Origin of the sequence: Lentibacillus sp. JNUCC-1, from assembly GCF_009741735.1 — a bacterium.
GTDB lineage: Bacteria > Bacillota > Bacilli > Bacillales > Amphibacillaceae > Lentibacillus_B.
In genome coordinates this window covers 344,000-368,033 of record NZ_WHOH01000003.1, presented here as the reverse complement: position 1 = coordinate 368,033, position 24,034 = coordinate 344,000, and the positions used below count along the sequence as shown (strand labels likewise).

21 protein-coding genes and 1 pseudogene are annotated in these 24,034 nt (G+C 39.5%); 7 read left to right on the top strand and 15 right to left on the bottom strand.

Annotated elements, in window-relative coordinates:
• Window positions 1-64: 64 nt before the first annotated feature.
• Window positions 65-949 (top strand): LysR family transcriptional regulator, encoded by an 885-nt coding sequence (locus JNUCC1_RS12270; protein ID WP_156645759.1) that lies wholly within the window; start codon window positions 65-67, stop codon window positions 947-949.
• Window positions 950-1,098: 149 nt separating this feature from the next.
• On the opposite strand, the gene dnaB is transcribed toward JNUCC1_RS12270, so the two are convergent.
• From dnaB to JNUCC1_RS12250, 4 genes are read right to left on the bottom strand one after another with little or no spacing between them, the layout of a single operon-like run.
• Window positions 1,099-2,388 carry a replicative DNA helicase gene (dnaB, locus tag JNUCC1_RS12265; protein ID WP_231784204.1) on the bottom strand — a complete coding sequence of 430 codons (1,290 nt, stop codon included), beginning with the start codon at window positions 2,386-2,388 and terminating at the stop codon, window positions 1,099-1,101.
• Window positions 2,385-2,711, bottom strand: a complete 327-nt coding sequence (locus JNUCC1_RS12260; protein WP_156645758.1) for a hypothetical protein — start codon at window positions 2,709-2,711, stop codon at window positions 2,385-2,387. Before JNUCC1_RS12260 ends, dnaB begins: the two co-directional genes overlap by 4 nt.
• Complete coding sequence (locus tag JNUCC1_RS12255; protein ID WP_156645757.1) at window positions 2,708-3,430, bottom strand: DnaD domain-containing protein; 723 nt, start codon at window positions 3,428-3,430, stop codon at window positions 2,708-2,710. Before JNUCC1_RS12255 ends, JNUCC1_RS12260 begins: the two co-directional genes overlap by 4 nt.
• Before the next feature lie 53 nt (window positions 3,431-3,483).
• Entirely contained in the window at window positions 3,484-3,657 is a 174-nt protein-coding gene (locus JNUCC1_RS12250) for a helix-turn-helix domain-containing protein (RefSeq protein ID WP_156645756.1), read from the bottom strand.
• A gap of 370 nt (window positions 3,658-4,027) precedes the next feature.
• On the opposite strand from JNUCC1_RS12250, the gene JNUCC1_RS12245 reads away from it, so the two are divergent.
• From JNUCC1_RS12245 to JNUCC1_RS18290, 4 genes and pseudogenes are all read left to right on the top strand, one after another.
• Window positions 4,028-4,255 carry a helix-turn-helix transcriptional regulator gene (locus JNUCC1_RS12245; protein ID WP_156645755.1) on the top strand — a complete coding sequence of 76 codons (228 nt, stop codon included), beginning with the start codon at window positions 4,028-4,030 and terminating at the stop codon, window positions 4,253-4,255.
• 75 nt (window positions 4,256-4,330) lie between these two features.
• Window positions 4,331-4,867: an RNA polymerase sigma factor gene (locus JNUCC1_RS12240; protein WP_156645754.1), complete on the top strand. Its 537-nt coding sequence runs from the start codon at window positions 4,331-4,333 to the stop codon at window positions 4,865-4,867.
• Between the two features lie 28 nt (window positions 4,868-4,895).
• Window positions 4,896-5,087 (top strand): annotated as a pseudogene (locus JNUCC1_RS19520) (zinc-binding dehydrogenase); the annotation flags it as partial.
• Between the two features lie 82 nt (window positions 5,088-5,169).
• The gene (locus JNUCC1_RS18290) at window positions 5,170-5,424 is read left to right on the top strand and encodes a hypothetical protein (RefSeq protein ID WP_197431730.1); all 255 of its coding nucleotides are present in this window, start codon (window positions 5,170-5,172) and stop codon (window positions 5,422-5,424) included.
• 268 nt (window positions 5,425-5,692) lie between these two features.
• Here the strand turns inward: JNUCC1_RS18290 and JNUCC1_RS12230 are convergent, their stop codons facing one another.
• From JNUCC1_RS12230 to JNUCC1_RS12195, 8 genes are all read right to left on the bottom strand, one after another.
• Window positions 5,693-7,123, bottom strand: a complete 1,431-nt coding sequence (locus JNUCC1_RS12230) for a restriction endonuclease subunit S (RefSeq protein ID WP_156645753.1) — start codon at window positions 7,121-7,123, stop codon at window positions 5,693-5,695.
• Window positions 7,124-8,590: a class I SAM-dependent DNA methyltransferase gene (locus tag JNUCC1_RS12225; RefSeq protein ID WP_231784203.1), complete on the bottom strand. Its 1,467-nt coding sequence runs from the start codon at window positions 8,588-8,590 to the stop codon at window positions 7,124-7,126.
• Window positions 8,591-8,607: 17 nt separating this feature from the next.
• Window positions 8,608-10,971 carry an EcoAI/FtnUII family type I restriction enzme subunit R gene (hsdR, locus tag JNUCC1_RS12220; RefSeq protein WP_156645751.1) on the bottom strand — a complete coding sequence of 788 codons (2,364 nt, stop codon included), beginning with the start codon at window positions 10,969-10,971 and terminating at the stop codon, window positions 8,608-8,610.
• A 154-nt stretch (window positions 10,972-11,125) separates the two neighbouring features.
• Window positions 11,126-11,599: a hypothetical protein gene (locus tag JNUCC1_RS12215; RefSeq protein WP_156645750.1), complete on the bottom strand. Its 474-nt coding sequence runs from the start codon at window positions 11,597-11,599 to the stop codon at window positions 11,126-11,128.
• Window positions 11,600-11,700: 101 nt separating this feature from the next.
• The gene (locus JNUCC1_RS12210) at window positions 11,701-12,573 is read right to left on the bottom strand and encodes a GIY-YIG nuclease family protein (RefSeq protein ID WP_156645749.1); all 873 of its coding nucleotides are present in this window, start codon (window positions 12,571-12,573) and stop codon (window positions 11,701-11,703) included.
• A gap of 149 nt (window positions 12,574-12,722) precedes the next feature.
• Entirely contained in the window at window positions 12,723-13,223 is a 501-nt protein-coding gene (locus JNUCC1_RS12205) for a hypothetical protein (RefSeq protein ID WP_156645748.1), read from the bottom strand.
• Window positions 13,224-13,318: 95 nt separating this feature from the next.
• Window positions 13,319-14,371 carry a 5-methylcytosine restriction system specificity protein McrC gene (locus tag JNUCC1_RS12200; protein ID WP_156645747.1) on the bottom strand — a complete coding sequence of 351 codons (1,053 nt, stop codon included), beginning with the start codon at window positions 14,369-14,371 and terminating at the stop codon, window positions 13,319-13,321.
• Window positions 14,346-16,811 carry an AAA family ATPase gene (locus JNUCC1_RS12195; RefSeq protein ID WP_156645746.1) on the bottom strand — a complete coding sequence of 822 codons (2,466 nt, stop codon included), beginning with the start codon at window positions 16,809-16,811 and terminating at the stop codon, window positions 14,346-14,348. Before JNUCC1_RS12195 ends, JNUCC1_RS12200 begins: the two co-directional genes overlap by 26 nt.
• A gap of 201 nt (window positions 16,812-17,012) precedes the next feature.
• On the opposite strand from JNUCC1_RS12195, the gene JNUCC1_RS12190 reads away from it, so the two are divergent.
• The gene (locus tag JNUCC1_RS12190; protein ID WP_156645745.1) at window positions 17,013-17,471 is read left to right on the top strand and encodes a hypothetical protein; all 459 of its coding nucleotides are present in this window, start codon (window positions 17,013-17,015) and stop codon (window positions 17,469-17,471) included.
• Between the two features lie 73 nt (window positions 17,472-17,544).
• Window positions 17,545-18,777: an ISL3 family transposase gene (locus tag JNUCC1_RS12185; RefSeq protein WP_156645744.1), complete on the top strand. Its 1,233-nt coding sequence runs from the start codon at window positions 17,545-17,547 to the stop codon at window positions 18,775-18,777.
• Between the two features lie 734 nt (window positions 18,778-19,511).
• Here JNUCC1_RS12185 and JNUCC1_RS12180 read toward each other — a convergent pair.
• The 3 genes from JNUCC1_RS12180 to JNUCC1_RS12170 are packed head-to-tail and all read right to left on the bottom strand — an operon-like array spanning window position 19,512 to window position 23,448.
• A complete protein-coding gene (locus JNUCC1_RS12180; protein WP_156645743.1) occupies window positions 19,512-20,585 on the bottom strand; it encodes a DUF917 domain-containing protein in 1,074 nt (357 codons plus the stop codon).
• A complete protein-coding gene (locus tag JNUCC1_RS12175) occupies window positions 20,582-22,132 on the bottom strand; it encodes a hydantoinase/oxoprolinase N-terminal domain-containing protein (protein ID WP_156645742.1) in 1,551 nt (516 codons plus the stop codon). The genes JNUCC1_RS12180 and JNUCC1_RS12175 overlap by 4 nt, the downstream gene beginning before the upstream one ends.
• Window positions 22,129-23,448 carry a cytosine permease gene (locus JNUCC1_RS12170; protein ID WP_156645741.1) on the bottom strand — a complete coding sequence of 440 codons (1,320 nt, stop codon included), beginning with the start codon at window positions 23,446-23,448 and terminating at the stop codon, window positions 22,129-22,131. The genes JNUCC1_RS12175 and JNUCC1_RS12170 overlap by 4 nt, the downstream gene beginning before the upstream one ends.
• Window positions 23,449-24,034: the final 586 nt, after the last annotated feature.

Here is a 24,034-nt window from a genome sequence, read left to right as displayed (position 1 = left end):
TCCTATACATACTATAGGCACAGACTATGCTGGAAATTTATAGGTGATTAAGAGGTGTATGTAAATGAAACTAAAGTTGCTGAAATATTTTTTTGCTGTTACAGAAGAACTTCATTTTAGTCGTGCTGCAGACCAACTAGGCATCTCACAGCCAACACTCAGCCAGCAAATTAGAAATTTAGAAGGCGAGCTAAATACAGTTTTATTTCACCGAGACGGCGGGAAGGTCGAGATAACGGATACAGGCTATATTCTATTAAAGCATGTTAATCGTATTTTGTTGGAAATCGACCAAGCAACTAAATCCATAGAGGATTTTAATAAAACTACCCGCGGCGAAATTCGCGTGGGATGTTCAGGAAACCAATTGCTATTTGAACCAATGCTCAACTTTCACAAGCAATTTCCCCATGTCAAAGTTTCAATATCTGTTTTAAAAACTGAAAAGACAATCGAAAGGCTATTAAATTCTTCGATTGATTTGGGTGTTGTTTTTTTGCCTGCATACCATGAGCAGCTCGAAACAATACCATTATTTTCAGCAAATTTACATGCAATCACTTCGATTAACCATGAAGTTCCTTCACAAAAAAAGGTTGATTTAAAGTATCTATCTCAATATCCATTATTTTTCATGCCGGCTCAATATTACATTAGACAGGTCATAGATCTATATTGTGAGAGTAAGGGGTTCAAATTAAATCCAACAGTTGAATCGCCGGATGTGTATTCGCTTATTAAAATGGCGACTCTTAATGAGGGTTTTACAATACTGCCGAAGATTTATATCAACCCTTCAAACAGAGATAATACGCTTGCATTGGAAATTGAGGAGGAACTGCCATCGCTTCAAGTTGGAGTTATATTTAAAAAAGGCATGTATACCTCACCTGTTGTTAAAGCGTTTATTAAACACATTGAAAATACTTATGTATCTAAATCCGTATAATTAAATCACAAAGAGCCTTGCTGCTATCCAAGCCTTCAAACGTAAGCATTACGCTAGTTTCATGAATCATAAAAGCTGAGGCATAGTCATTTGAAAACCATATTCTGTCGAATATGGCTTTTTCAATCGAAAGGCATGTCGAGAGACATTTATATTATAATGTGCCTGTCACTCCCTGCTTTCTTCACTTCCACAAACCGCCCAAACTCCTTCAAAAACCCCAACTTCACCACTCCAGTCGGTCCATTCCGCTGTTTCGAAATAATCACCTCAATCCGGTCCTGGTCTTTCTGCTTCTCATAGTAATCCTCCCGATACAAGAAGAAGATCACGTCGGCGTCTTGTTCGATGTTGCCTGATTCTCTCAAGTCGGACATGAGGGGGCGTTTGTTTTGCCGGGATTCGACGCTTCGGGACAGCTGGGAGAGGAGGATGATTGGGATATTGAGTTCGATGGCTAGGAGTTTGAGTTCCCGGGTGATTTCACCGACTTCCAAGTCGCGTCTTTCTCGCCTGCTGGCAGGGGTGATCAGCTGCAGGTAATCGATGATGATCAAGTGGCGGCCATCTGGATTGTCATGGACCTGTTTTCGAATCGTGGCGATGATGCCCATGATGGTGTGCTTTTGATCGTAGATTGCCAGATCCCATTCAGATATTTTGCCAACGGCATGGAAGGCTTCTTGGTAATCATTCTTGGAGAAGGAAAAGTCGCGCCACTTTTGTCCGCTGATGGACCCTTCTGCAGAGATGATGCGGTGCAGAAGGGGTTTTTGACTCATTTCCAGACTGAACACGAGTGACGATCCGCCGTTCTTGCAATGTCCTGCAGCAAGGTTCAGAGCGAATGCTGTTTTTCCGACGGATGGTCTGGCGGCGACAATGATCAGGTCGCCCTGTTGCATGCCGCCGGTCATTTCATCCAGGTCTTGATAAGCTGTCATGCAGCCGGAAGGTTGATCAGGCGGCGCCACCATTTCATCCGTGATTTCCAAAAGATATTCATAGGTCGTTTTCTCCGACTGGATGGCTCCAGTTTCCCGGATTGTCTGCAAATCAGTTATGAGGGTATCCAAGTGACCATCATTGGGTGCTTGACTGAATCTGATGGCGCATTCCCGTGATTTCCGCAAACGATAAGCGGCAAAAATGAGCTGCTCATGGTGCTTGAAACCTGCCGTGCTGGGTACGGATTCGGCCATTTCCAGCAGATATTCGGTACCGCCGACCTGCTGAATGGCTGAACCGAGACGGGTGGTGACCACGACGAGATCAATGAACTCACCACTGGCTGCCGCCTCCACCATCGCCCGGTAAATGACCTGATGGCGCCTGTTGCTAAAATGCTCCTCCTGTACTTCCAGGTCTTTAAACAGCGCCCCGTCAATGAGCACTGCCCCAAGCACAGCTGCTTCTGCTTCATAATTTGCCACCATCATGTCCCCGTCTTCTCCTTGATCAGTTTGTGCATGGCAACCCGGAATCGCTCCTTGACCTCAGGGGAGACCTTCGCCGCTTCTGCCCGCCACTGTTTCATCTGCTCCAAGTACAGATTCTCCTCCGGCGGGTATGCTGCAATATCAGCTAGAGTCGGGGCATATGGGCTGTTGGCCACATGGTGGGAAAACTTATCAAGGACACCCTGGTAATCCATTTTTTTCAGAGGCGGCACGAGTACTGCCACTTTTTTAGGGGTGACCTGAAACTTCGGGTAAACCTCTTTGATTGTCTCTAAAATGTCCAAAGCTTCGTCCTGCGTCATTCGATTTCACCTCCTTGTCTAAACGCCTCAAATATCGCATGATAGCTTTCTTGTGACTGTTCCTTAACCACGATTTTATGACTGCGTTTTTCTTCTTTATCGGCTTCATAAGCCAGTACCTCGTCCAATGACGTTAATCCTGCTTTCGCCCACTCTTTTAAAATTTGCTCGATGTATCCGAGTGATTTACCGCCCCTTCGGACGGTCAGGTTCATTGCATGAATAACAGCTTCATCCCCCAGCTTGTCATTCCACTCCAATAGCGCTTTCCTGACGATCGGTATAACCTTGCCAAAGTTCTCTTCATAAACGACCAGCGAATCATTTTCCTCGTGCGCGCTTCTGCTGTTGCTTTTTTGTTTATGTTTATGTTTATGTATGGTCAAGTCCTGGTCAGCAGATGTGTCAACCGTTGTGTCAAGTGATAGGTCAACTGATTGGACTAATGACACCATTTGGTAGACTGGCGCATCGTTTCGTTTTCCTTTTTCATAACGTAAGAATCCATTTTCCAAAAGTTGAGCTCGTGCATCGGCAACTCCCTGTCTCGACAGGCCTGTGAGCTGCTGTACAAGTGAATTCGGTGCGTTAAACGAGTGCTTCCATCTCGCCGAATTGTTTATCGCCATCAGCGTATACCACAACGCAACTGCGCTCGGCGTCAGTCTGTTCGTTGTCTTCCATTCCTTGAAAGCATTCATTTCTTTAATATAATTCATCCTAATCTCTCCTTTGATTGATTAAATTTTCCCACGCCAAATAGGAGCTCCACTTACTGAAGCTCCTGTTCCCGAATCCACTCCTCAATCACATCACGTGTAAAAAGAATCTTGCTGCACAGCTTAAAATGCGGAATTTTATTCATCAGCACCATTTTGTAGATCGTATCTGTGTGCACACCCAGATAAGCTGCAAGTTCTTTAACCGTCATATGCTCTCGTTCCATAACAAACACCCCCTTTCTTCGCCGCTCATTAATACAATCGAACCGAGCAGACAAAAAGGGGCATTTTGGGTTAAATTATCGTTCGACAAAAAACGACATCAATCGGGAAGTGACAGGCACTGCGAGACTGTCGCTTCGAGACTTTTTAACTATTTTCGACGGCTTATTTAATTTTTTATTTAAATTATTTTATTTTTATAAATCTATATATGGTTTAAATTAAAAACTATATATTGTGTTTTCCGGTTAAATAACAAGATGAAAATTCTCTTGAATACAACTTTGTTTACTCTAACCAATAAATATGTGAAATACGGCATGTTAAAATTCTTAATATTTTAGGATAATACCCTTGAAAAGAGGGTTTGGTATGGAAAAATCGGATTTCACAAGAGAAGCAGGAAAGCTTATACGTAAACATAGAAATCGAAATCGGAAGACACAGGCGTGGCTGGCCGAGCAAGTCGGTATGGATGAGCACCACCTGAGCAGAGTGGAAGGCGGTCAATATGACATATCCAATTACAAGTATTTTAAAATACTTAAAGTGCTTGATGTTCCAGCAGATGAGATTAATAATCTCAAAGAAAAAATGTGATCTTGTTTTTACGAACCTTCTTCAGCATCTTCGTCTCTATCCCCCTCTTTTACATCCCATAGAAGGAGTTCTTACATGAACAGACATTACTCATTTGAAGAGATCTACGAGCAAAACCGAAAGCGCATTCATTACCATTTGCACAAACTGAACATCCACGATCCTCACCAAGAATTCTTCCAAGAAGGCCTGATTGCGCTCTGGAATGCACACCAGACATACCAGCCTGACAAAGGGCCAATGTCAACTTACTTTAACTACACCATTAAATATCGTCTTATCGATCACATCAGAAAACACCAAAGAGAACACCAGCACTACAGCGATACATATCAAGACCTTCAAGATGAATCACATCATATGAGCAGCGAACCCCCACATCGAGACCTGCCCGCCTCATTGCTCCAGGAATCCGCCATACAAGAACTGAAACATCATCTGACCCACAACCAATGGACCTGGCTTCACTGCACCATCGAGGGACATTCAACTTCAGAGATTGCGTTTTTGCATCAAACTACAATTGATGCTGTTAATAGTTGGAGACGAGGAGCAAGGAGGAAGCTGCAAATGGCTGAGAAAGAGAGCATTGTTAGGGAGATTTTAGCGTAGTAGGTAGTTTCACTTTAAATTAGCTAATGAACCTGGTGCCACACATACGATAAATAGTAAAAAAGAAAAAGACCCAGCAGCAAAAATCCGGGAAATAATAAATGGCGGGTCGACGTGTGCTTTTGATATAACCGGTATTCCATTTGTAATTGATCAAGGCATTAAATATTTGGCTGTTGAAGGTGAAATTGCAGGTGTGCCGTTGGAGATAATGTGGTAATAGATATTTTGAATGATTTAGTGATGCAAAATCGTACCGTTACCGGAGAGACTCAAGGGTTATCTGTGTATTTATTCCTCAGTTGATTTCATATTATAAAGAGGAGCGATTCACATTTGATAAACTTATTAAAAAGCATCCTATTGATGAGTTGAATCAGGCACTTGAAGATATGAAGAGCGGTAAAACCATTAAGCCTGTCTTTTTATCGTATAACAACTCAGATATCATAATGCAAAAAAATATCATGGTTCCCTGCCTAGAGTATGGAGCCATGATTATTTTACCGTTTGAAGTCAGCTACTCCCTGTTCATCCGTTGTCTCTTTTCATGGTAAGCAATCTCACCCGCTTCATTATGCTGTTTCAACCCTTCATAATTACAACAAGATTATTGAGATTGACAACAGCCTCCCTCTGCTTTAAAGCTCTAGCAATAAATAGTCGATAACCGTATAAGGTTCTAATTCAATCAATAAGAGATGAGGAAGCACGAGAACCGATCCTATACTTCCTCACCTTCGGTCCCTTCGGATGAAAGCTTAATTTAGTTGTTTATTACGTTAAATCATTAGCAGGGTGGGGGATTGATACCTATAACAATAACTATTTTTTCATTAGTTGTTTATTGTATGGGAATATTTCTTCAATTCCATTCACTATACGATTTTGCTCTTGGAGGGGCGGCAATGGTATAATAATTTCTAAAACATCTTTTCTGTTTATTCCTGGTATCATACTTTTTGCTTTTTTCTTCAATTTATTTATATAACTATTAATAAAAAACTCTAAATAATTAACATCACACAAAATAGGTCGTATGGCCATCAGTTGTCTAGCTATATGTACTTTTTTTTCACATAAAATTGCTGTTTCACCAACTGTTCCTTTACAAGTTAACAATAAATCTCCTTCTAAAGCCACGGACCTTGGACTTTCAATCCAACGATTAATAATTACTTTAGATTCTTTTATATTACTTGCTCCAGTTATATATGGAATACCTTTTTCTTTTTCATTATACATGCTAGAAGGCATATCTTGACCAGATATTAATTCTATAATGTCTCCTAACCTAACTAATTCCCAACTATCTGGTATCTCAAAAGGTATTTCTTCTTCAGTAATCTCCGGTAATTTCTTCTGCTTCTTAATCTTCCCCTCTTCAATTAACCTCTGCTTCTCTTCTTGTATTTGTTTATAAAGCTCTTCCGCTGTTCCTTCCTCATCACGTTGCTCGACTAACTTTCCTTTAATAGCATATTGCAAAATAGACTTTTCCATTTCAACAGGAAATTTCTCGTTTAATTCCTTCACTTCTGTATAAGCATCGCCATATCGTTCAATTAATGGGATTAATTCCTGGACTTTAGAAACAATTCGTTTTTGTTCTTTGAGTGGTGGCAATGGGATAATTAACTTTTCCCACGCTCCCTTATTGATAATTGGGGTAGCTGTTCCTGTGGAGTGGCTTTTAATAGCATTATTAAAAAAATCAGAGTCCAATACATGGTATATAAATACATAATCATTAAGAATAGGATGTATGGCATTAATCTGTTGATTATAAGATACTTTATGTAGATTTATAGCACACTTCCCAATAGACCCACCTATGCAAACTTGTAAAATTGAATTCTTGGAAATAACACGGCCTTTTTGCATTCCTTCTTCAGAAAGACCATTATTTTCATAATTTATTTGACCATTTAATATATCAGCAGGTGAAATAAAGGGTATATAATCACCAAAATTTTCTGGGTGTTTCCTTGGGGGTGTATTGCCAGTTTGAGTTATACCTACGTCATTTAATCTTATCCACTTCCAATTATCAGGAATTTCAAATGGAATTTCATCTTCAGCGATCTCTGGTAGTTTCTTCCGATTTTTAATTTTTTCTTCTTCAATTAAACGTTGTTTTTCTCTTTGTACTTTTCTATAAAGCTCTTCCGCTGTTCCTTCCTCTTCTCGCTGTTCCACTAATTTCCCTTTAATTGCCAATTGCAAAATACTATTTTTCAAATCTTGTGCGTTCATTTATTCCTTACCTCCAATTAACGATGTAATCTGTTTTAATACATAGTCGATTTCATCATTTAAAGAGGCACGTTTTTCTTGATATTCTTGTATTAAATCCAAAGGATCTAAAATAATTTCCTCTTTTTGAGGTGTGCCGCATAAATCAATGTTGTAATTTCCTGCTTCAATCTCTTCTAAGCTGTAACACTTCGCTTTTGGATGACCATCAACTTCAATCTCTTCTCGATTATTCCACCAGTCCATGGCTCCTTGAAAGTGTTCTAGTTTCATAGGACGTGTTTTAGAGAAGTGTTTATACCCTTCAGGCATATCCACTCGGTAAAACCACGTTTCTTTTGTTGAACCTTTGTTATCAAAAAAGATAATATTCGTTTGAATAGAAGTATATGGAGCAAATACACTTGGCGGCATTCTTACGACCGTATGCACATTAAATTCGTTAAATAATTTTTGTTTAATATTATATTTCGCATTATCGGTTCCAAAGAGAAAACCATCTGGAATAATAACAGCTGCTCTTCCATTTCTTTTGAGACGATACATAATAACATTCATAAACAAGTCAGCGGTTTCTGAACTTCTCAACTCTGTAGGGAAATTAGCCTTTACACTTTCTTTTTCACTTCCACCATACGGTGGATTCATTAAAATAACATCATAGGCTTCCATCTTTCGCATGTCGCGATAGTTTGTTTCTAAAGAGTTATCATGTAATATGTACGGCTCATCGATATCATGAATCAACATATTAGTTAAAGACAACAAATAAGGCAATGATTTCTTCTCAATCCCATGAACTGATTGGTTATATAATTCCCGGTTCTCTAAAGAATTGCCGATCTGTTTTTCTAAAGCATTTAAGGCTGATGTTAAAAAGCCGCCTGTCCCACTAGCAAAGTCTGCAATTTTCTCCCCTAACACTGGATCGACTACTTTTACCATAAAATCTGTTACTGCACGTGGTGTATAAAACTCACCTGCATTACCGGCACTTTGCAAGTCTTTTAGAAAAGATTCGTAAATAGCACCAAACTCGTTCCGTTCTTTGTACTCTGTAAAATCAATTTCATCAATTATATTAACGACTTGTCTAAGTAACACACCATCTTTTTGATAATTATTGGCATCTTCAAATGCTGTTTTTACAATCACTTTGTGAATAGGGGTTGTTTCGTCAATCTCAATACCTTTCAACGTTGGAAACAACTGATTGTTCACAAATTCCAATAATGATTCACCTGTTAATGCTTCACCATCTTTCTCATCAACCGCCCAATCTCTCCATTTGTAGCCATCAGGAATAATGGATTGGTAATCATCTTCGTACAATTCCCAAATTTGTTCTTTTGCATCATATATTTTCAAAAATAGCATCCAAACAATTTGTTCAATTCTTTGTGCATCCCCATTAACACCTGAATCATTTCTCATGACATTTTGTATTCTTTTTACAAATCCACTCATGCTCATCTAAACCGCCTTTATGCATAATATAATTCATCTGTTAACTCTTTTACAGCCTCTAAATAACCTTGTTTTCCGCCAAATTCCTTAACAATCTTTAAGGGACTACCTATTTCACTAAACTCCTGTAATTCTAAAACTCGAGTATCTTCTATTTCTTTGATTCCATCATCTGCATACTTATCCAGTAATGCTTGGATGACTTCTTGGGCTGTATCAGAATACTTATACAGGTAATGACGCTTCTTTACGTTCTCTACTCTTTCCTTTTTTGTTAGGGGAGGCTTGTCATATGCCAAATGACATATTAAATCAAATTCATCAAGGTCCTCTCTCCCTATTTCTTCTTGTACTGCTTCTAAAAAAACACCATTACTTTCTAATTCATCTAAAATAGCCCGTTTTCGCTCTGCGTGTGTCCATCTCTGAAGAAAGTCATCCAATTTCGCATATTGTTCTATAATATTTTTCTTTGTATAATCTATAAGACTTTCAGTAATCAACTTTCCGTCTCTATCCATGTATTGGACACGTTCAGAGATAACATTTACAGGGACATCACCTACATAGTATTTCCTAGGTTCTTCTTCCCCATCTATATCTTCAGGTGGGAAGTCGTAAGGTGGATCTGTTATAACGTCATTCCCATCAAACCCATCATAATTTCCTTCTTCTGGTTGGTCTTCTGGATTAGAATCATATACTGGATCTTCCTCTGTAACATCCATCACTACTTCAGGCGTCCCATCAAAATCAGGATCTGCGAAATGACGGCTCACATTGCGAAAGTCCATAATCGTAAAGTATGTTTTACCATATTCCTCTAAAAGTCTTGTTCCTCGACCGATGATTTGTTTGAATTCTGTCATACTGTTGATATTGTTTTCTAATACGATTAATTCACACATCTTAGCGTCAACACCAGTTGACATGAGTTTACTGGTTACAGCTATAACAGGATAAGGGCTTTCTTCATCAATGAAATTTTCTAACTGTGCCTTGCCCTCGTCGTTATCTCCTGTTATGCGCATAACGTAACGATGATCTTCTTTATACAAATCCGTATTTTCATTGATCAACGCTTGGCGCATTCTTTCTGCATGTTCAACGTCTACACAGAACACGATGGTCTTGCTAAACCTATTTTTATTTTTAAGAAACTCTGTTATCTTTTTTGCTACTGTTTTCGTTCTGTCATCAATTACCAGTTTTCTATCATAATCTTTTACATTATATTCACGGTCCTCTATTGCATATCCATACCTGTCTACTTTTCCAGATTCAGGACGGTATCCTTCCAAGTCTTTATCCAACCCAATTCTAATAACTTTATACGGTGCCAAAAAGCCATCATCGATTCCCTGTTTTAAAGAGTACTCATAAATCGGCTCACCAAAATAGGTTATACTAGACGCTTCTTCTGTTTCAATAGGGGTCGCCGTACAACCAATATGTGTGGCTGAAGAAAAATATTCCAACACTTTTCTCCATGCTGAATCTTCTTTAGCACTACCACGATGACACTCATCTATTACAATTAAATCAAAGAAATTTGGTTGAAACTGTCTAAAAGCTTCTTCGCCATCATCGCCCACTAATTGCTGATACAAAGCTAAATAAATCTCGTAAGAACTATCTAGCTTCCTTTTTTGCACCTTTGTCATACTGCCTTCAAATGGTTTGAAATCACCTGAAATCGTTTGATCTACTAAAACATTTCTATCCGCTAAAAACAAAATTCGCTTTTTCGCATTAGACTTCCAAAGCCTATGTATAATTTGAAAGGCCATAAATGTTTTACCCGTTCCTGTTGCGGATACTAATAGGACCCTGTCTTTTCCTTTTGCAACAGCTTCTACAGTACGATTAATTGCTACACGCTGATAATAACGCGGCTCTTTATAACCTGGAATGTAATAATATGGTTCTAACATGACTTGTTCTTCATCGTCTGTTATGTTTTTATCTTGTTTATAACGTTGATATAAAGCACTTGGTGACGGAAAATCATTTAGCGGAATTTCCTTAACTTCACCCGTTAACAAATTTTGTTCCACAAACGCATCACCATTCGACGCATATACATAAGGTATATCAAGATGCTTTGCATAGTCTATAGCTTGTTGTAAGCCTGCTCCGATAGAATGATTGTTATCCTTCGCTTCTATAATCGCTAAAGGTAAATTACTTTTGTAAGAAAGCATATAATCCGCACGCTTTTTACTTCCGCGCGCTGACATATTTCCACGCACAATTATTCTTCCAGCAGTAAATGGATATTCAAATCTAACCTGTGAATGTAGATCCCAACCAGCATTTGTTACTGCCGGTGTTATATATCTTGCTTTGATATCTTCTTCAGATAAGTGGCTTTTGCTCAATTCATACCCTCCTACCTTTTTTGTGCATTAACCTAAAATAGGACTATAAGTCTACATCCATTATATCATAGTAGTAAAAAGAACCCTTACTTTATTTCCATAAGAGTCGTTGCAACGTCAGCTTTAATTTTCCTGGTAAGTCTTTCTTTGAAGTTTAATAGAATTCCCCTGTATTCAAATCCATTAAATCTTTTAAAGCAATCGGCGGTTTAAATTGCTCTCCATATTCTCCTTTTTGGGTTTGTGTGTCATATTTAAATGAAATATTATAGTATCTACCCGTTTTGGTTTTCCTCACTAGGCCATGATCAATTAAAAATTTCGCTAAACCCTTTAAGTGTTTGTCTTCATCAGTGGAATACCAAATGATGACCCAGTCATCTTTGGATGCGTCTTTTGCATATGAATTAACCTCTTGTGTCTCAGGATCGGTGTGTTTAATTAATGGCGTGACCCCTTGTTTAATTGCTTTGAGTATTATTTCCTGGGTATCATTTGAGATATCGCCTTTTCCAAACGTCATAAATTTACCTACATGATCTGTGTCCTTAAATGCAGGGTTTTGTGCAGTGTTGACACCGTAATAACACCATCCACCTAACCTGTAACTTACTAGTTCCTTTTTCATTTGCCTTTCTCCTCCTCTTCTTCTAAGCGAGTAAAAACAAATTGAATATCCTTCACCCTTAAAAGTATTACTACACTAGAAATAACTCCCCAATTTCAAATCTAATCTAATTCCTCCAACTCCATATCATTTAATGACTTACCATGATACTTCCACTGTCTTCGTCCATTTTCCGTTCCCCCCGCTATAGCCGCAGCTGCATAGCTCGGACTGTTAAATATGTAATCGACTGTAAATTCATAGAGGCCTTTGTTGTCATTTTCACGCAATACACCACTAGCAACCAATGAATCCCTCATTTTCTTAATTGCTGGATTGATAGAAGGGCGATCTTTCATTACAGCGGTTGAGCCTTGGAGAACAATATACTTATCTTCTTCAATTTTCATCTCAGCCTTTGCACCATTTACCCCAAAGTGATAGACAGTCACTTCTTCAGCAGACTTTTCAACTGGTTTAATTTTATTTGGTTCAAGAATATCGACACCAATGGATGATAAAATCAATTTAATGGCATCTAAAAAATGCTCCATTTCCGCTGTATCCACTTCCGACAAATTTGGACTAGAGGGCCTTTGAGTATTATCTAATTCTGCTTGACCAGCGTCATAAACGAGCTTGTGTATTTCGGCTTCAAGGTATTGAATTTGCGTCTTGGTAATGTAATCATCTTTTGATGTAAACACAATCGCCTCATTCCAAAAATCTCTCTGTTTTTCACCATAAGCATGGCTTTTAAGTCTTGAGTCGACTGATTCCCCTTCTCCAACATAGACTCTCATTTTATCAGGATTATTCATGTCGTCGCCAAGCAGCATATAACATCCAGGCTTTTTGGATTCTTCCCTTGCAAGAAAATCCTTTAATTTCGTTCTAGGAAATATGGTTGTGTATATGGTCATACTAGACACTTCGACTGTTCTGATAACGTTTGGATTTCTCTCTACGAGAAACCCGTGTAGAAGGATCAGCATAAAAACCCTACCGAATAGTAACTTTTTTATGTTAAACGAATTAATCTATACAACCATAACTGTCATCTAAAGAAATCATGCCGCATTCACGAGATAGATTCCTAACTTCACCCTTTAATTAAGCGACTCTCATTTAATAATTTCCACAATTACCAAAGCAAAATACTTACCCCCTTCTTATTAGCTTCATTCCTTCTTCGGCTATTTTTTTTACCAGTTTCCTTATTTTTAACACCGATAGCAACACTTCCAAGTAGTGCAGCAGATCCGATTGCACCATATGATAATTTCAATAACCAATCCCTTTGTTTATCAGCTTCCCTTTCAACTCTGTCAAATAAGTCAGATATTTCTTCTTGTATCATTTTTAATATTTCTATATCTTTTTCAGTTTCATATATTTTATTTAATGTTTCTATTCTCTTATTGATTGACTCAATAACCTCTTTACCTAAGTGTTGTGAAGCAAAATCTCTTAAAGTTGTTAACATTTCAGGTAATGCTCCCGCAAAAAACTTAAAGTATTCTTGAGCCAAATTATCATCATTCAACTCTTGTCGTAGTTTAGATACTTTTTTAATATCTGATACGGATAGGTGTTCTGGATTAATTTCATTTTGTTTCAATACGTCTTTTAATTTTTTACTCATTAAAACCCCTCCTATGATATAAAGGTGTAACCACCAAGTAGTTTTTAACACTTTTAGCTTTTAAAATTGGTGAAAACAAGTGTCAGTACCCTGACCTAAAATAACCCCTCAACCAAAATCCTCCTCAACCTCTCCTCAATCACCCTCCAATTAACCGCTAAATCAACACTACAAACTTTCACAACAAACCCCTGCACCTCATACTCCAACGCAAACGTCTGGTTCACCCTCGGGTACAACAAAATCCCTACCGCCTGGTCACCCTTCCGCTTTCGCTTGTCATTCTCTAAATACGCGTAAATCTGATACAAATGCCCACTTCGGACAATTTCCTTTCCCTTATATTCTACTAATCCGTGCTGATAGAACTTCGTGTCAATAATGTATTTCTGATCGCCAACTTCCATGGAGATATCTGTGTGCATGAGTGGCAGATTTTCGATATTCTCACCCTTCGCCCCCCAGTCGAGTATTTCGCTTCTGGCATTGGAGCCTGGGTACTCACGTCGGTAAAAGTTCTTTACAAAGTTCTCAAACAACCTTGCCATTTTCATATGGTCCCGGGAGAAATCATAAAAGGCGGAATGTCCTGTACCCTCATGCAACAGGACGTTTTCCGATATAAACTGGCAAATGTTTAATACAAACCGGTAATGTTGGTTATTTCTGTGCAATGTAACCTGATGAAATAATTTTGGCTTTAAATCAATGGTTGAAACACTGCGAAAATATAACAATAGCTGTGTTAGCTCATCATGATATTTCGTTTCCAGGTGTTCATACATGCATAGTCTCATCATCGTTGCTTTGATTAATTGATTATGCAAAATATCATATGAAAGTTCTTCATGTTCGACGTGCATTTTCCCTCTTTTATAAGAGAACTTCTCAATCGATTCTTTGAAAAGTACTTTACCTCGGAGAACGCCTGATTCTTCATTAAGCGGTTGATACTCTCTGTAAAAACCTCTTTTGATTAAAGGCTTTACCTTGATGATCAGGATCTTGCTTAATAAATTGATAATGTCTTTCTCATCTTCACCAAATACGTCGATCATTCGACTTTCATAAGGGTGATCCCATGCGTACGCCAGCATATAGTAGATGTTTTTGACTGGTATTCTACTGATATCTACTGAGGAGTTCATCAACCTTATCCTCCTGATCAAACCAATATTCTTTTAGTAGCGGCTCTACTTCGAGCCGTAGAACGCGTTCAAACCAAGCTTGTTCATCCTGAATATCTTGATCTGGCGTGAAATAACTATGGCCAATTTCAAATCCTTTACCGAGATTGACTTTGTCATTCACGATCTCTGTATTAATCTCTCTCATAAGTGAAACGATTGTTTCAATAAAACCTTGGCTAACGCCTTTAGTTTGCAGGAATGCTTTGAATGAGTCTGTTTCAAACCCAGGCTGTAAATCGATAAATGCAAACCGCCGGCGCAGTGCATAATCGACCATGGCTAGCGACCGATCTGCTGTATTCATCGTGCCAATGACGTATACATTTTCAGGAATATAAAATTGCTCGCCCGCTTGACTATATGTCGTTTGAATTTCGAATTCCTTTCCACGCTTATCGGCTTCGATAAGCATCATGACTTCACCAAATATTTTTGATAAGTTGCCGCGGTTGATTTCATCAATAATGAAATAGAAGTTCTCTTCAGGGTGCTCCTGAGCCTTTTTACAAAATTGATAAAATAAACCGTCTTGAAGGACAAAATTACCATCCGTATCAGGTTTGAATCCACGAATGAATTCTTCATAGGAATAGGATTGGTGAAACTGTATCATTTCAATATGATCCGGTGTTTTAGTGCCTAAGTGATAATAAGCCAACCGTTTCGCGACAAACGTTTTCCCCACACCTGGAGGGCCTTGTAAGATGATGTTCTTTTTATAGTCTAATGATTCGATGGCATCTTCTACACTTTCAAGATCCATAAACAGGTCCCGTGTTATATCGTCTGTCGTATAGGGCTCACTTTCATTTACTTTATAGTCAGCGACCGGTTCTTTAATGACTTCAATCCTTTGTAAAAGATCATTCAAATAATCTTCATAAGCCGTAACATCCGTCAGTGTCTTCTGATGTATCGGTAAATCTGACACATCCCAATCACCTATTCTAATCCAGTCAACATCACGAAAGGAATGCTGGTCCCCATTTTCTTGGCTATATTGATATGGGGAGGTTACTTGACCATAAGCAACCAGTTTAGAACGGCCAATTTTAACAAAAACATAGTCTCCCTCTTTCATTTCTCTTACAAACTGCTCGTTGGCAAGGGCATCATTACTAGGGGTGTGCTCATAGTTGTGTGTTTCTTTAAGCGTCTCGGCAATTTCCTTCTTATCTTTATACTTTCTAAGGTCACCGAGTTCGTTCCAGCCGATTGAAATTTGTTCTTGTTCTTTAAAATACGGCCAATATTTACCGTTCTCTCCTGCAGCAACTAACCAATACTTTGGCAACTCATTTTCAAGCGAGTGCTTGTCTTTATTCTTATCAAAAATAAAACTGAAAAACTGATCTACTTCATAATAAACCGGCAAATCGGTTTTTCGACCGATAATTTTTTCATATAACTCTGCAACGTTATGTGCCTTAATGGCCTGTTGAAACTTCATAAATCTCGTTGAAAATGTATCCCCTCTTTGGTAACCGGGATTAATGTCCAATTCATTTTCAACCGCTACACGATCTCTTTGATTATAAAAGCAGTACGCCTCTGGGAAAATATTGCCGATGATTTCGCTGAGTGCATTGGCGCCAACACCAAATAATTTATATTGGTCATTATTCAAAAATTGATCCATTCGCTTCTCCAACGGATCGTCACCATGCACCAAATACAAAAAGCTTTCACGATACTTATCAATTGAATTGGCATTCATCTGACCAAAGGCACGACTCCTGGCAATGGCCATTCGATATGCATTAACATGCTGACCAATGAGCTGAAAATCTTCCCATTCCATCGTCTTTATGTATTCCGGGTCTTTGAATTGCTGAAAGTATTTATAGCTCTCTTTCAGATATTTAAATTCATTGGAGAAACCCTCATATTCTTCTTTATAATACAACAGATACTTTTCAACTAATGACTTATCAACCCTTGTCCGTAGCAGTTCAGGCTGCTTCCAAAACTTTAATAGCATGTCAAACTCGTCATCTGTTAATTTATAATTGGTTAACTGAGCCAGTCGCATAATCAATAAATTACTGGCTTCGGGCAGCTCTTTTAAGTGATGACGCATAACCATACCTTCAGACTCATTTAATCGGGTTTCTTTAACCTTCAATTCAACTTGCGGATACTCTCCATCCTCACTAGACGGTTCTGAATACACTTCAGCCAGTGCAATGATGCCGCCTGTATTCTTGTCACCGCCATCTGAACGCCAAATAAACACTTGATCCCCTACCATAATCTCTTGGGTATGGTGTTTTTGCCGAATACTCCAGTCAATGATCTTTCCATCTTTAACATATTGATTAATATCATGTAAATCAGGAAACTTGTCCTTATTCACAGTAAATTGCTTTGGGTTCCCTTGGAAAATCCACTTTGGCATACGTTTTACCCCCGTTATGTCTTTGGTTTAAGTATATCAAAAAAATTTCTTTACTCCAGCTGCTATAGTTATAGAATTTTTAATCATAATGGAGTTGGACTCTAAACGCTTAAAACCTCCAGCGAAGTATCGGATTGACAACCATCTCAATAGTAATAACTTTGCTTGGCGCGAAATATAATTTATAAAGGCGGTGATACTTTGTTTGGTATCTTAAATAAAAAGCGATGGAAAAATTCAGCACGAATTATCAATTCATATCATGAATTTGATACAGTTGATTATGGAATAGCCTGGGTTGACCCTCGTGATATTATAGGTCTTTCACTTAATCCAAATAAGATTAAAAATGACGAGAAAATGAAAAAACTAAAGTCATCAGTATACGCAAACGGTTGGACTAATGAATCTCCTTTCACGCTTCATCTATGTAAACTTCCAAATGGAAAGTATACAGTTAGTAATGGCGGTAACCATCGTGCCTACTTATCTAATAAACTAAAAACACCCCATATACAGGCTTTAGTAACGATCATAATTCCAAAAAATCTAATTCCAGAGGAGATAAAAGCTCAAATTGAATACTTTATTTTAAAAGAGAATGATTTCGAGTTGAAAGCAAAAGAAACAAATGAATTCTTAAGCTTCCTCGCTATTTAATGTTGAGTCTAAAGTTTCATAACACTGTCTATACTGGGTAAAAACTATAAAATTACCCAGGAGATGATTCGTTATGCAAGATTTTCAAGAGCGGTATGATGTGTTTCAGTCAGCACTGGAAATACCTGAACCATGGTACGTATTTCATCATGAACTGGCCAAAGAAGAAAACACGTTGCACATTTATATTGAATATAGGTCAGGGGCCGAATTTTCCTGCCCCAACTGCGGTAAATCTGGATGTAAAGTTCATGATACCCTGGATCAAGATCGGACATGGAGACACCTTGATTTCTGGCAGTATCAAACCCTGCTTCGGGCAAGAATGCCACGAGTAAAGTGCGATGCTTGTGGTAAAATACGGACAGTGCACATTGAATGGGCACGCTCTGGTGCGGGATTTTCCTTTCTTTTTGAACAACATCTTTTATCGTTAATGATTGAGATGCCTGTTGCCGCAGTCGCTCGTAAAGTTGGTGAACATGATACTCGCCTTTGGCGTGTGTTTAATTATTATGTCAATAAAGCAATGGAAGACATGGATGTATCGGAATTAAAACGCGTTGCCATGGATGAAACGTCTCGCGCCAAAGGGCATAAATATATCACGCTTTTTATTGATATGGATACAAAACGCTTGATATTTGCCACCAAAGGAAAAGGCGCGGACGTTCTACAGGATTTCTGCCTCCATCTTGATCATAAAGGGGTCTCACGCTCCCAAATTGAGGATATCTGTTGTGATATGTCTCCATCATTTATATCAGGTATTGAAAAGAACTTCTCAAATGCTTCAATTACTTTCGATAAATTTCATGTAATGAAATTGGTCAATGAAGCGTTGGATCAAGTACGTAGAGAAGAACAAGCAACACAACCGGAACTCAAAAATTCACGCTACGTATGGTTGAAAAACCAGGGAAATCTAACTAAAAAGCAGGAAGCTCAATTTCAAAAACTCAAGGACATGGACTTAAAAACAGGACGCGCATACCGCATGAAGTTATCGCTTCAAAACATGTGGACACGGTCTTACATTATTTCCAAACTCTACTTTAACGAATGGTACAATTGGGCAACACGTTCTCAACTTAAACCAATGATTGATGCCGCCAAATCTTTAAAGAGGCACCAGGATGGTATCTTAAGGTGGTTCGAAAGTAAGATGACCAACGGTCTGATTGAAGGGACTAACAGTCTGATTCAAGCGGTCAAAAGAAAAGCCCGAGGTTATCGTACAGCCGAGAATTTTATTGCCATGGCATATGCGACAGTCAATAAGCTGGATTTGATCAAACAATCATGACTGCAGTTATTCCTTTGTTTGCTTGACGACCACTACCTTGTATGCATTAGAGCTTGTCAAGTGGGTTCCTTGACTAGCTCTAATGCATACAAGACAATGCAAGCCGCAAACAAGGAATGATAGGTTAGCAGTATTACTACTATTTTGTTTTTTCAATACTAAATAGCGAAGAGCCATTCTTAATAACTAAGGGAATCTACAGAGTTAAATATGTAAATGAAGAAAAACTATTTGATGAATATTGCAGACTTGCAGATTCATATTCAAAACGATGTACAGTACTTCTGCTAGAATTAGCGGAGGAATTAGGTTTTGCACTCGACCAAAAATGAAAGAGACAGAATAACATCTGAAAAAAATCTATAAAAAGCATTAAATTATTAATTATATGCGTGCTCAATAAGGTTATCAAGATTGAACGAGAGCACTCGCTCAATGACTTCACAGCAACCTGAACAATGGATAAGGCGCCCCTTCCAGCAAAGCTTGCTTTGAATGATGACGAACGATGCTTAGGCCTTTTAGTTGCATTCACGTGCAGAAAAGGGCTTTTTTGTTTGGCTTGACACCTATCGGGAAACAAAAAGGATGAATGTACATGAATACTGCAGGATTTATTCACGAGTATATGCCCAAACGCAAGCATGGAGATACATTCTATTAATAAATGCATAAAATAAGCCAGGCTACTATGTACGCCTGGCTTATCAATACGTATATCTATTTAACACAAATTAAATTTCCATCGGTTCGAACTCGATATCATATCCAAAGGCTTTCGGTCCAACAACTGGCAACGCCTTTTCTGTTTGCAGTTTAGGTGAGGCTGGCATTCCGATGACTTCCAGTCTCAGGCCATATCTGAGTGATTCGGTGCCAATGGGATCACCGCTTTCCAAGTCGAGTACACTGATTAAATCAGGTACCATGGCAACAGGCCGACCGTCTTGGTACGCCATTAGGAATTCATTCTGTATGTTGACGGTGAGTTCGGATCCAGTGAAGTCGTTTAATCCCTCGAGAATCATTTCTCCTTTGGCAAAGCCGCCGGTGGTCTTGCGGTTAACGTCCACGACCTTGCCTGTAAAAAGCCGCTTGGCCGGGACAACTTCAGCAATAGATTTAAAGACATCACTCTTGGCTTTTTTAGCTTGGATGATTGCTTTTCCAATTGTATGGCATAAGGATAACGTCCCGTGAATGCCGAAGTCCTTTAGTTGGCGTCCGGTGATCACAGGAAGTGCCAATGAACTGGAGCCGCCCATGGCAATGGTTAAGGCCCGTCCCACACGTTCGGCCGTCTCGGCATCGTTGACGGTGAGCACGGCTGAATTGCCAATTCCGTCAGACAATCCAAATGGGGATGGGCTCACATCGTTAATCATGAATGTATCCATCTGCAGTTCCGGGAATGCGCGTCCCATAGGATCGGCATCAACTACCGGTAGATTGGCTGATGCGGCAGCAATCAATCCTTCAATCGCATTTCCGCCGCCAATTTCACCGATAACAATAAAGGAAAAGTCTTTTTGTAAATAATTTTGGAGTGATTTAACCGTTTGCCACATTTCATCACCGACAGGTAGCTTTTCTATACCAATGGTCGGTGCGCCCATGCCGGAAATGCCGCAACCAAGCTGGTTGTCGTTCACCTCTTCACTTGTGATCACTTCTACCTTGTGGCCTGCTCGCAGCATTTCAATTAACTGCAACTTGGCCAGGTATGGGTCACCTCCGCCGCCTGTACCGAGTACGCCGGCACCTAGTGCAATATATTCAGCATCTTGTTCTGTAATGTTCCAATTCATTGTATCTGACCTTCTTTCAAATTACCTACCGCCTTGACTGAAAAGCGTGAAGCATTTCCAGGCAAATATGCAAGCGGTGTTTCCGAGAATTCAACAATTTCAACTGATCGTGGTTCTGCACCAGCATGGATGGCTTGTTCGATTGCTTGTTCTTTCACCTGTTCAACAGCTTCTGCTCGAGAGAGGTTTTCAAGCGAAATCACCTGGTCTACTTCTCCGCCAATTTGCGAAATGGCAGCGCCAATGGCATTTGCAACTGATGCATGTTCAGGACGAATGACTTCTGAAACGCCTTCTGTAATGTCATTAAAAATAATCGCACCGCCACCAACAAGAATGGCTGGTATCTCTTCACGACTTGGTTTCATTTTGTCAAGAGTGACTGAAAGCATGTCCCGTGCATGCTGGAGGATGTCGTGTGCTGCGTTTTTTGTTAGTGGCACATTGCGAGCATCCCCGATCTGTTGATATCCTGCGGCAACAACGATATCGGTCATGGTTAACGTCCTGCCGCCAAAAATATAAGCGTCTTTATGAATTTGGCTGCCGCTGCTTTTTGGGCCAATAATCGGAAGGTGCTGGTCATTGAACCGCACGTTTGTCCCGCCACCCAGGCCGAGTGAAAATACGTCAGGCATGCGGAAATTCGTTCGGACGCCGGCGATTTCGGTAATATTGGCAGCTGGCCGCGGAAAGCCGTTGATCAAAACGCCGACATCTGTTGTTGTACCGCCGACATCGATCACCAGGGCATTGTTCGTGTTTGACAAAAAGGAAGCTCCGCGCATGCTGTTAGTCGGTCCGGAAGAAATAGTTAATACAGGAAAACGCTGGACGTAATCGACGTTCATTAATGTGCCGTCGTTCTGTGTCAAATAGAATGGACAGGTTAGGCCAATTTCATTTAATGATCGCCTCAAAGCACTCACAATGCGTTCGGCTGTCAGGAGCAATGACGAGTTTAATATGGCAGCATTCTCTCTTTCTAACAGACCAACTGAACCAATATCTGATGAAATGGTAACCGCAAGATCAGGAATTTCTGCTTTCAGAATATCCGCTGTTCTTTGTTCGATCTCATTATTCACAGGACTGAACGGGGATGAAATGGCCACGGCTTTTATGTTGTCGTTCTGGAGTTTTTTTGCCACCTCGTAAACTTGTTTTTCATCATAAGGTGAAATGTGACTCCCATCGAATTCATGGCCGCCCGGCATCATATACACAGGCCCTTTGATTTGTGCTTTCAGTTGTTCGGGGAAATTAACAAACGGCGGCAAAGCATTTCCATAAGGATAACCAAACCTTATGACAGCTGTTTCCGATAGTCCCTTCCTTTCTACGAGCGCATTGGCAAAATGGGTTGTCCCAAGCATCACCAGTTCAACGTCCTCTGATGATGCTTGTGTAAACAATTTCTGCAGTGAATTGGTAATGCCTTGAAGCACATCTTTTGAGGTGGTGGCTTTAACTGACGCTACCACCTTTTTTCCATCGATTAAAACTGAGTCGGTATTCGTACCGCCTACATCAATTCCAATTTTCATTTTGCTTCCTCCCAGTGTTCGGTTGATCGTGTTGTTTTAAAACGTCCCCATACATAACCAATGATCACCTGCAGTATGAGAGCGGCTAAAAAGCCGTCCAGAGCCGGCACAGTTGTCAGTGTCATAAGCTCAAGGCCTGCAGGAGCCGGTGATGTTAAATAGGATATGAATGATGCTGCCAGCCAGGCAATGATAGAATAACCTCTCCAATTTTGGATGGCAGTGTTAAAAGCAAAGTTTCGCTTATTCAAGAAAAAGTATTCTGATAGATACACCCCGCCTATAGGTGGTACAAATATTGATATTAAGTTTAAGAATGCTTCAAAGTGATCAAAAATCCCAAAGAAGGCTAAACCAGTCGCAAATAGACCAGCAAATAATGTCATCAAACCTTTAGGAACGTTCTGAAATAATACAGCTAATCCTAATCCTGATCCGTAAAGATTGTTAGTGTTGGTGGTCCATTGTGCAAGAGTTAAGACAAAAAAGGATGGAATTCCGAGACCAACTCCGAGAAAAATTAACGTCAAATTACTTTCTGACATGACTTTGGACAGCAAAACCGCCATGACAAGCATAAATGAATTGCCAATTAAAAAGCCAAAGAAGGCTGCTATAAACGCTCCTGTGCGGGATTTGGCCCATCTTGACACATCTGGGGTCGTCACAGTACCAGCGACAAAAATACCTATGACCAGTGAAATAGCAACTCCAGTTGAAAGTGACGCGCCCGATTGAGGCACGGCCTCCCACGATGGCATGCCGTGTTTATTCACGGCTAAATATAACGAGAGCATAACCAGAATGAACAGCAACGGCACGGCAAAGATACTTAACTTTTCTATGGAGCGGTATCCGATAATGGCCGTGGTCATCATTAACAGACCACCAATAACGGCCAATATATTCTCACTTATATTAATGCCAACAACTTCGCTGACAGCCATCTGAGCATTTTGTGCAAAAAAACCAGCTTGGACACCAAACCAGCCCAAAAGTGAGACTGCCAATACGGTTGAAACTATTTTCGCACCGTTTTCCCCAAAAGCAATTCGCGATATCATGGCTGTCGATAAATTGGTTACTGCTCCGATATAAGCGCAAAATCCGCTCATGACGCCTAATATTAAGGAGCCCACAATAATGGCGAATATGGCCTTTGATAGACTGAGTCCGCCGGACAATTGAACCCCCAGAAGCATGGATGACAGGTCAATGCCGACTGCTATCCATACCAGACTCAATGACACCCAATTTCTTCTCAAGTGTGCTGGGACAGGTTCGCGTTCAAAGTCTTGTGTAATATCATCCATCATAACGACCTCATTTCTATCATATTTTCATGCAGTTAGAAAGTATCAAGTTAAAGATTAATTTGTTTCATTTCATCTTCTTATGATCATTCAGAAAACTAAAAGCAAGTTGAGCACCTATTATGTATCCTCCCATCCTAAAAATACTTTGTGACGTCGCTTTATTTTGATAAAGCGTCGTTGTTTATTAGGGAATAGTATAATGAGTAAACAAAATTACGTCAACATCTTTAAGCAAGAAATTTTCAATTTTTATATATACTTTGAAACTGAATGCTTCATTGAAACTTAGTACCACAGTATAGATAGCGCATACATGAAAATTTTATTTTTTTAGGGAGAACTCTACCCTACTCAATTCATAAATAGTATTTATTTCAAGGTATACCAGAAAAACGGTTAAAACACTGCAATTCATATGTAAGTGAACACTGTACGGAAACTACATTGTAGATTCCCAAACGCCAAGTGATAGATTTCAATCGTGTTGATGTGTACAAAAGTTATTTTAAGCTGCAGAGGGAGCTCATGCGGAAAGGTATCAAGTAGGTTGCTAGTCCTGCTTAATAAAGTTAAAAAAAATCGAATC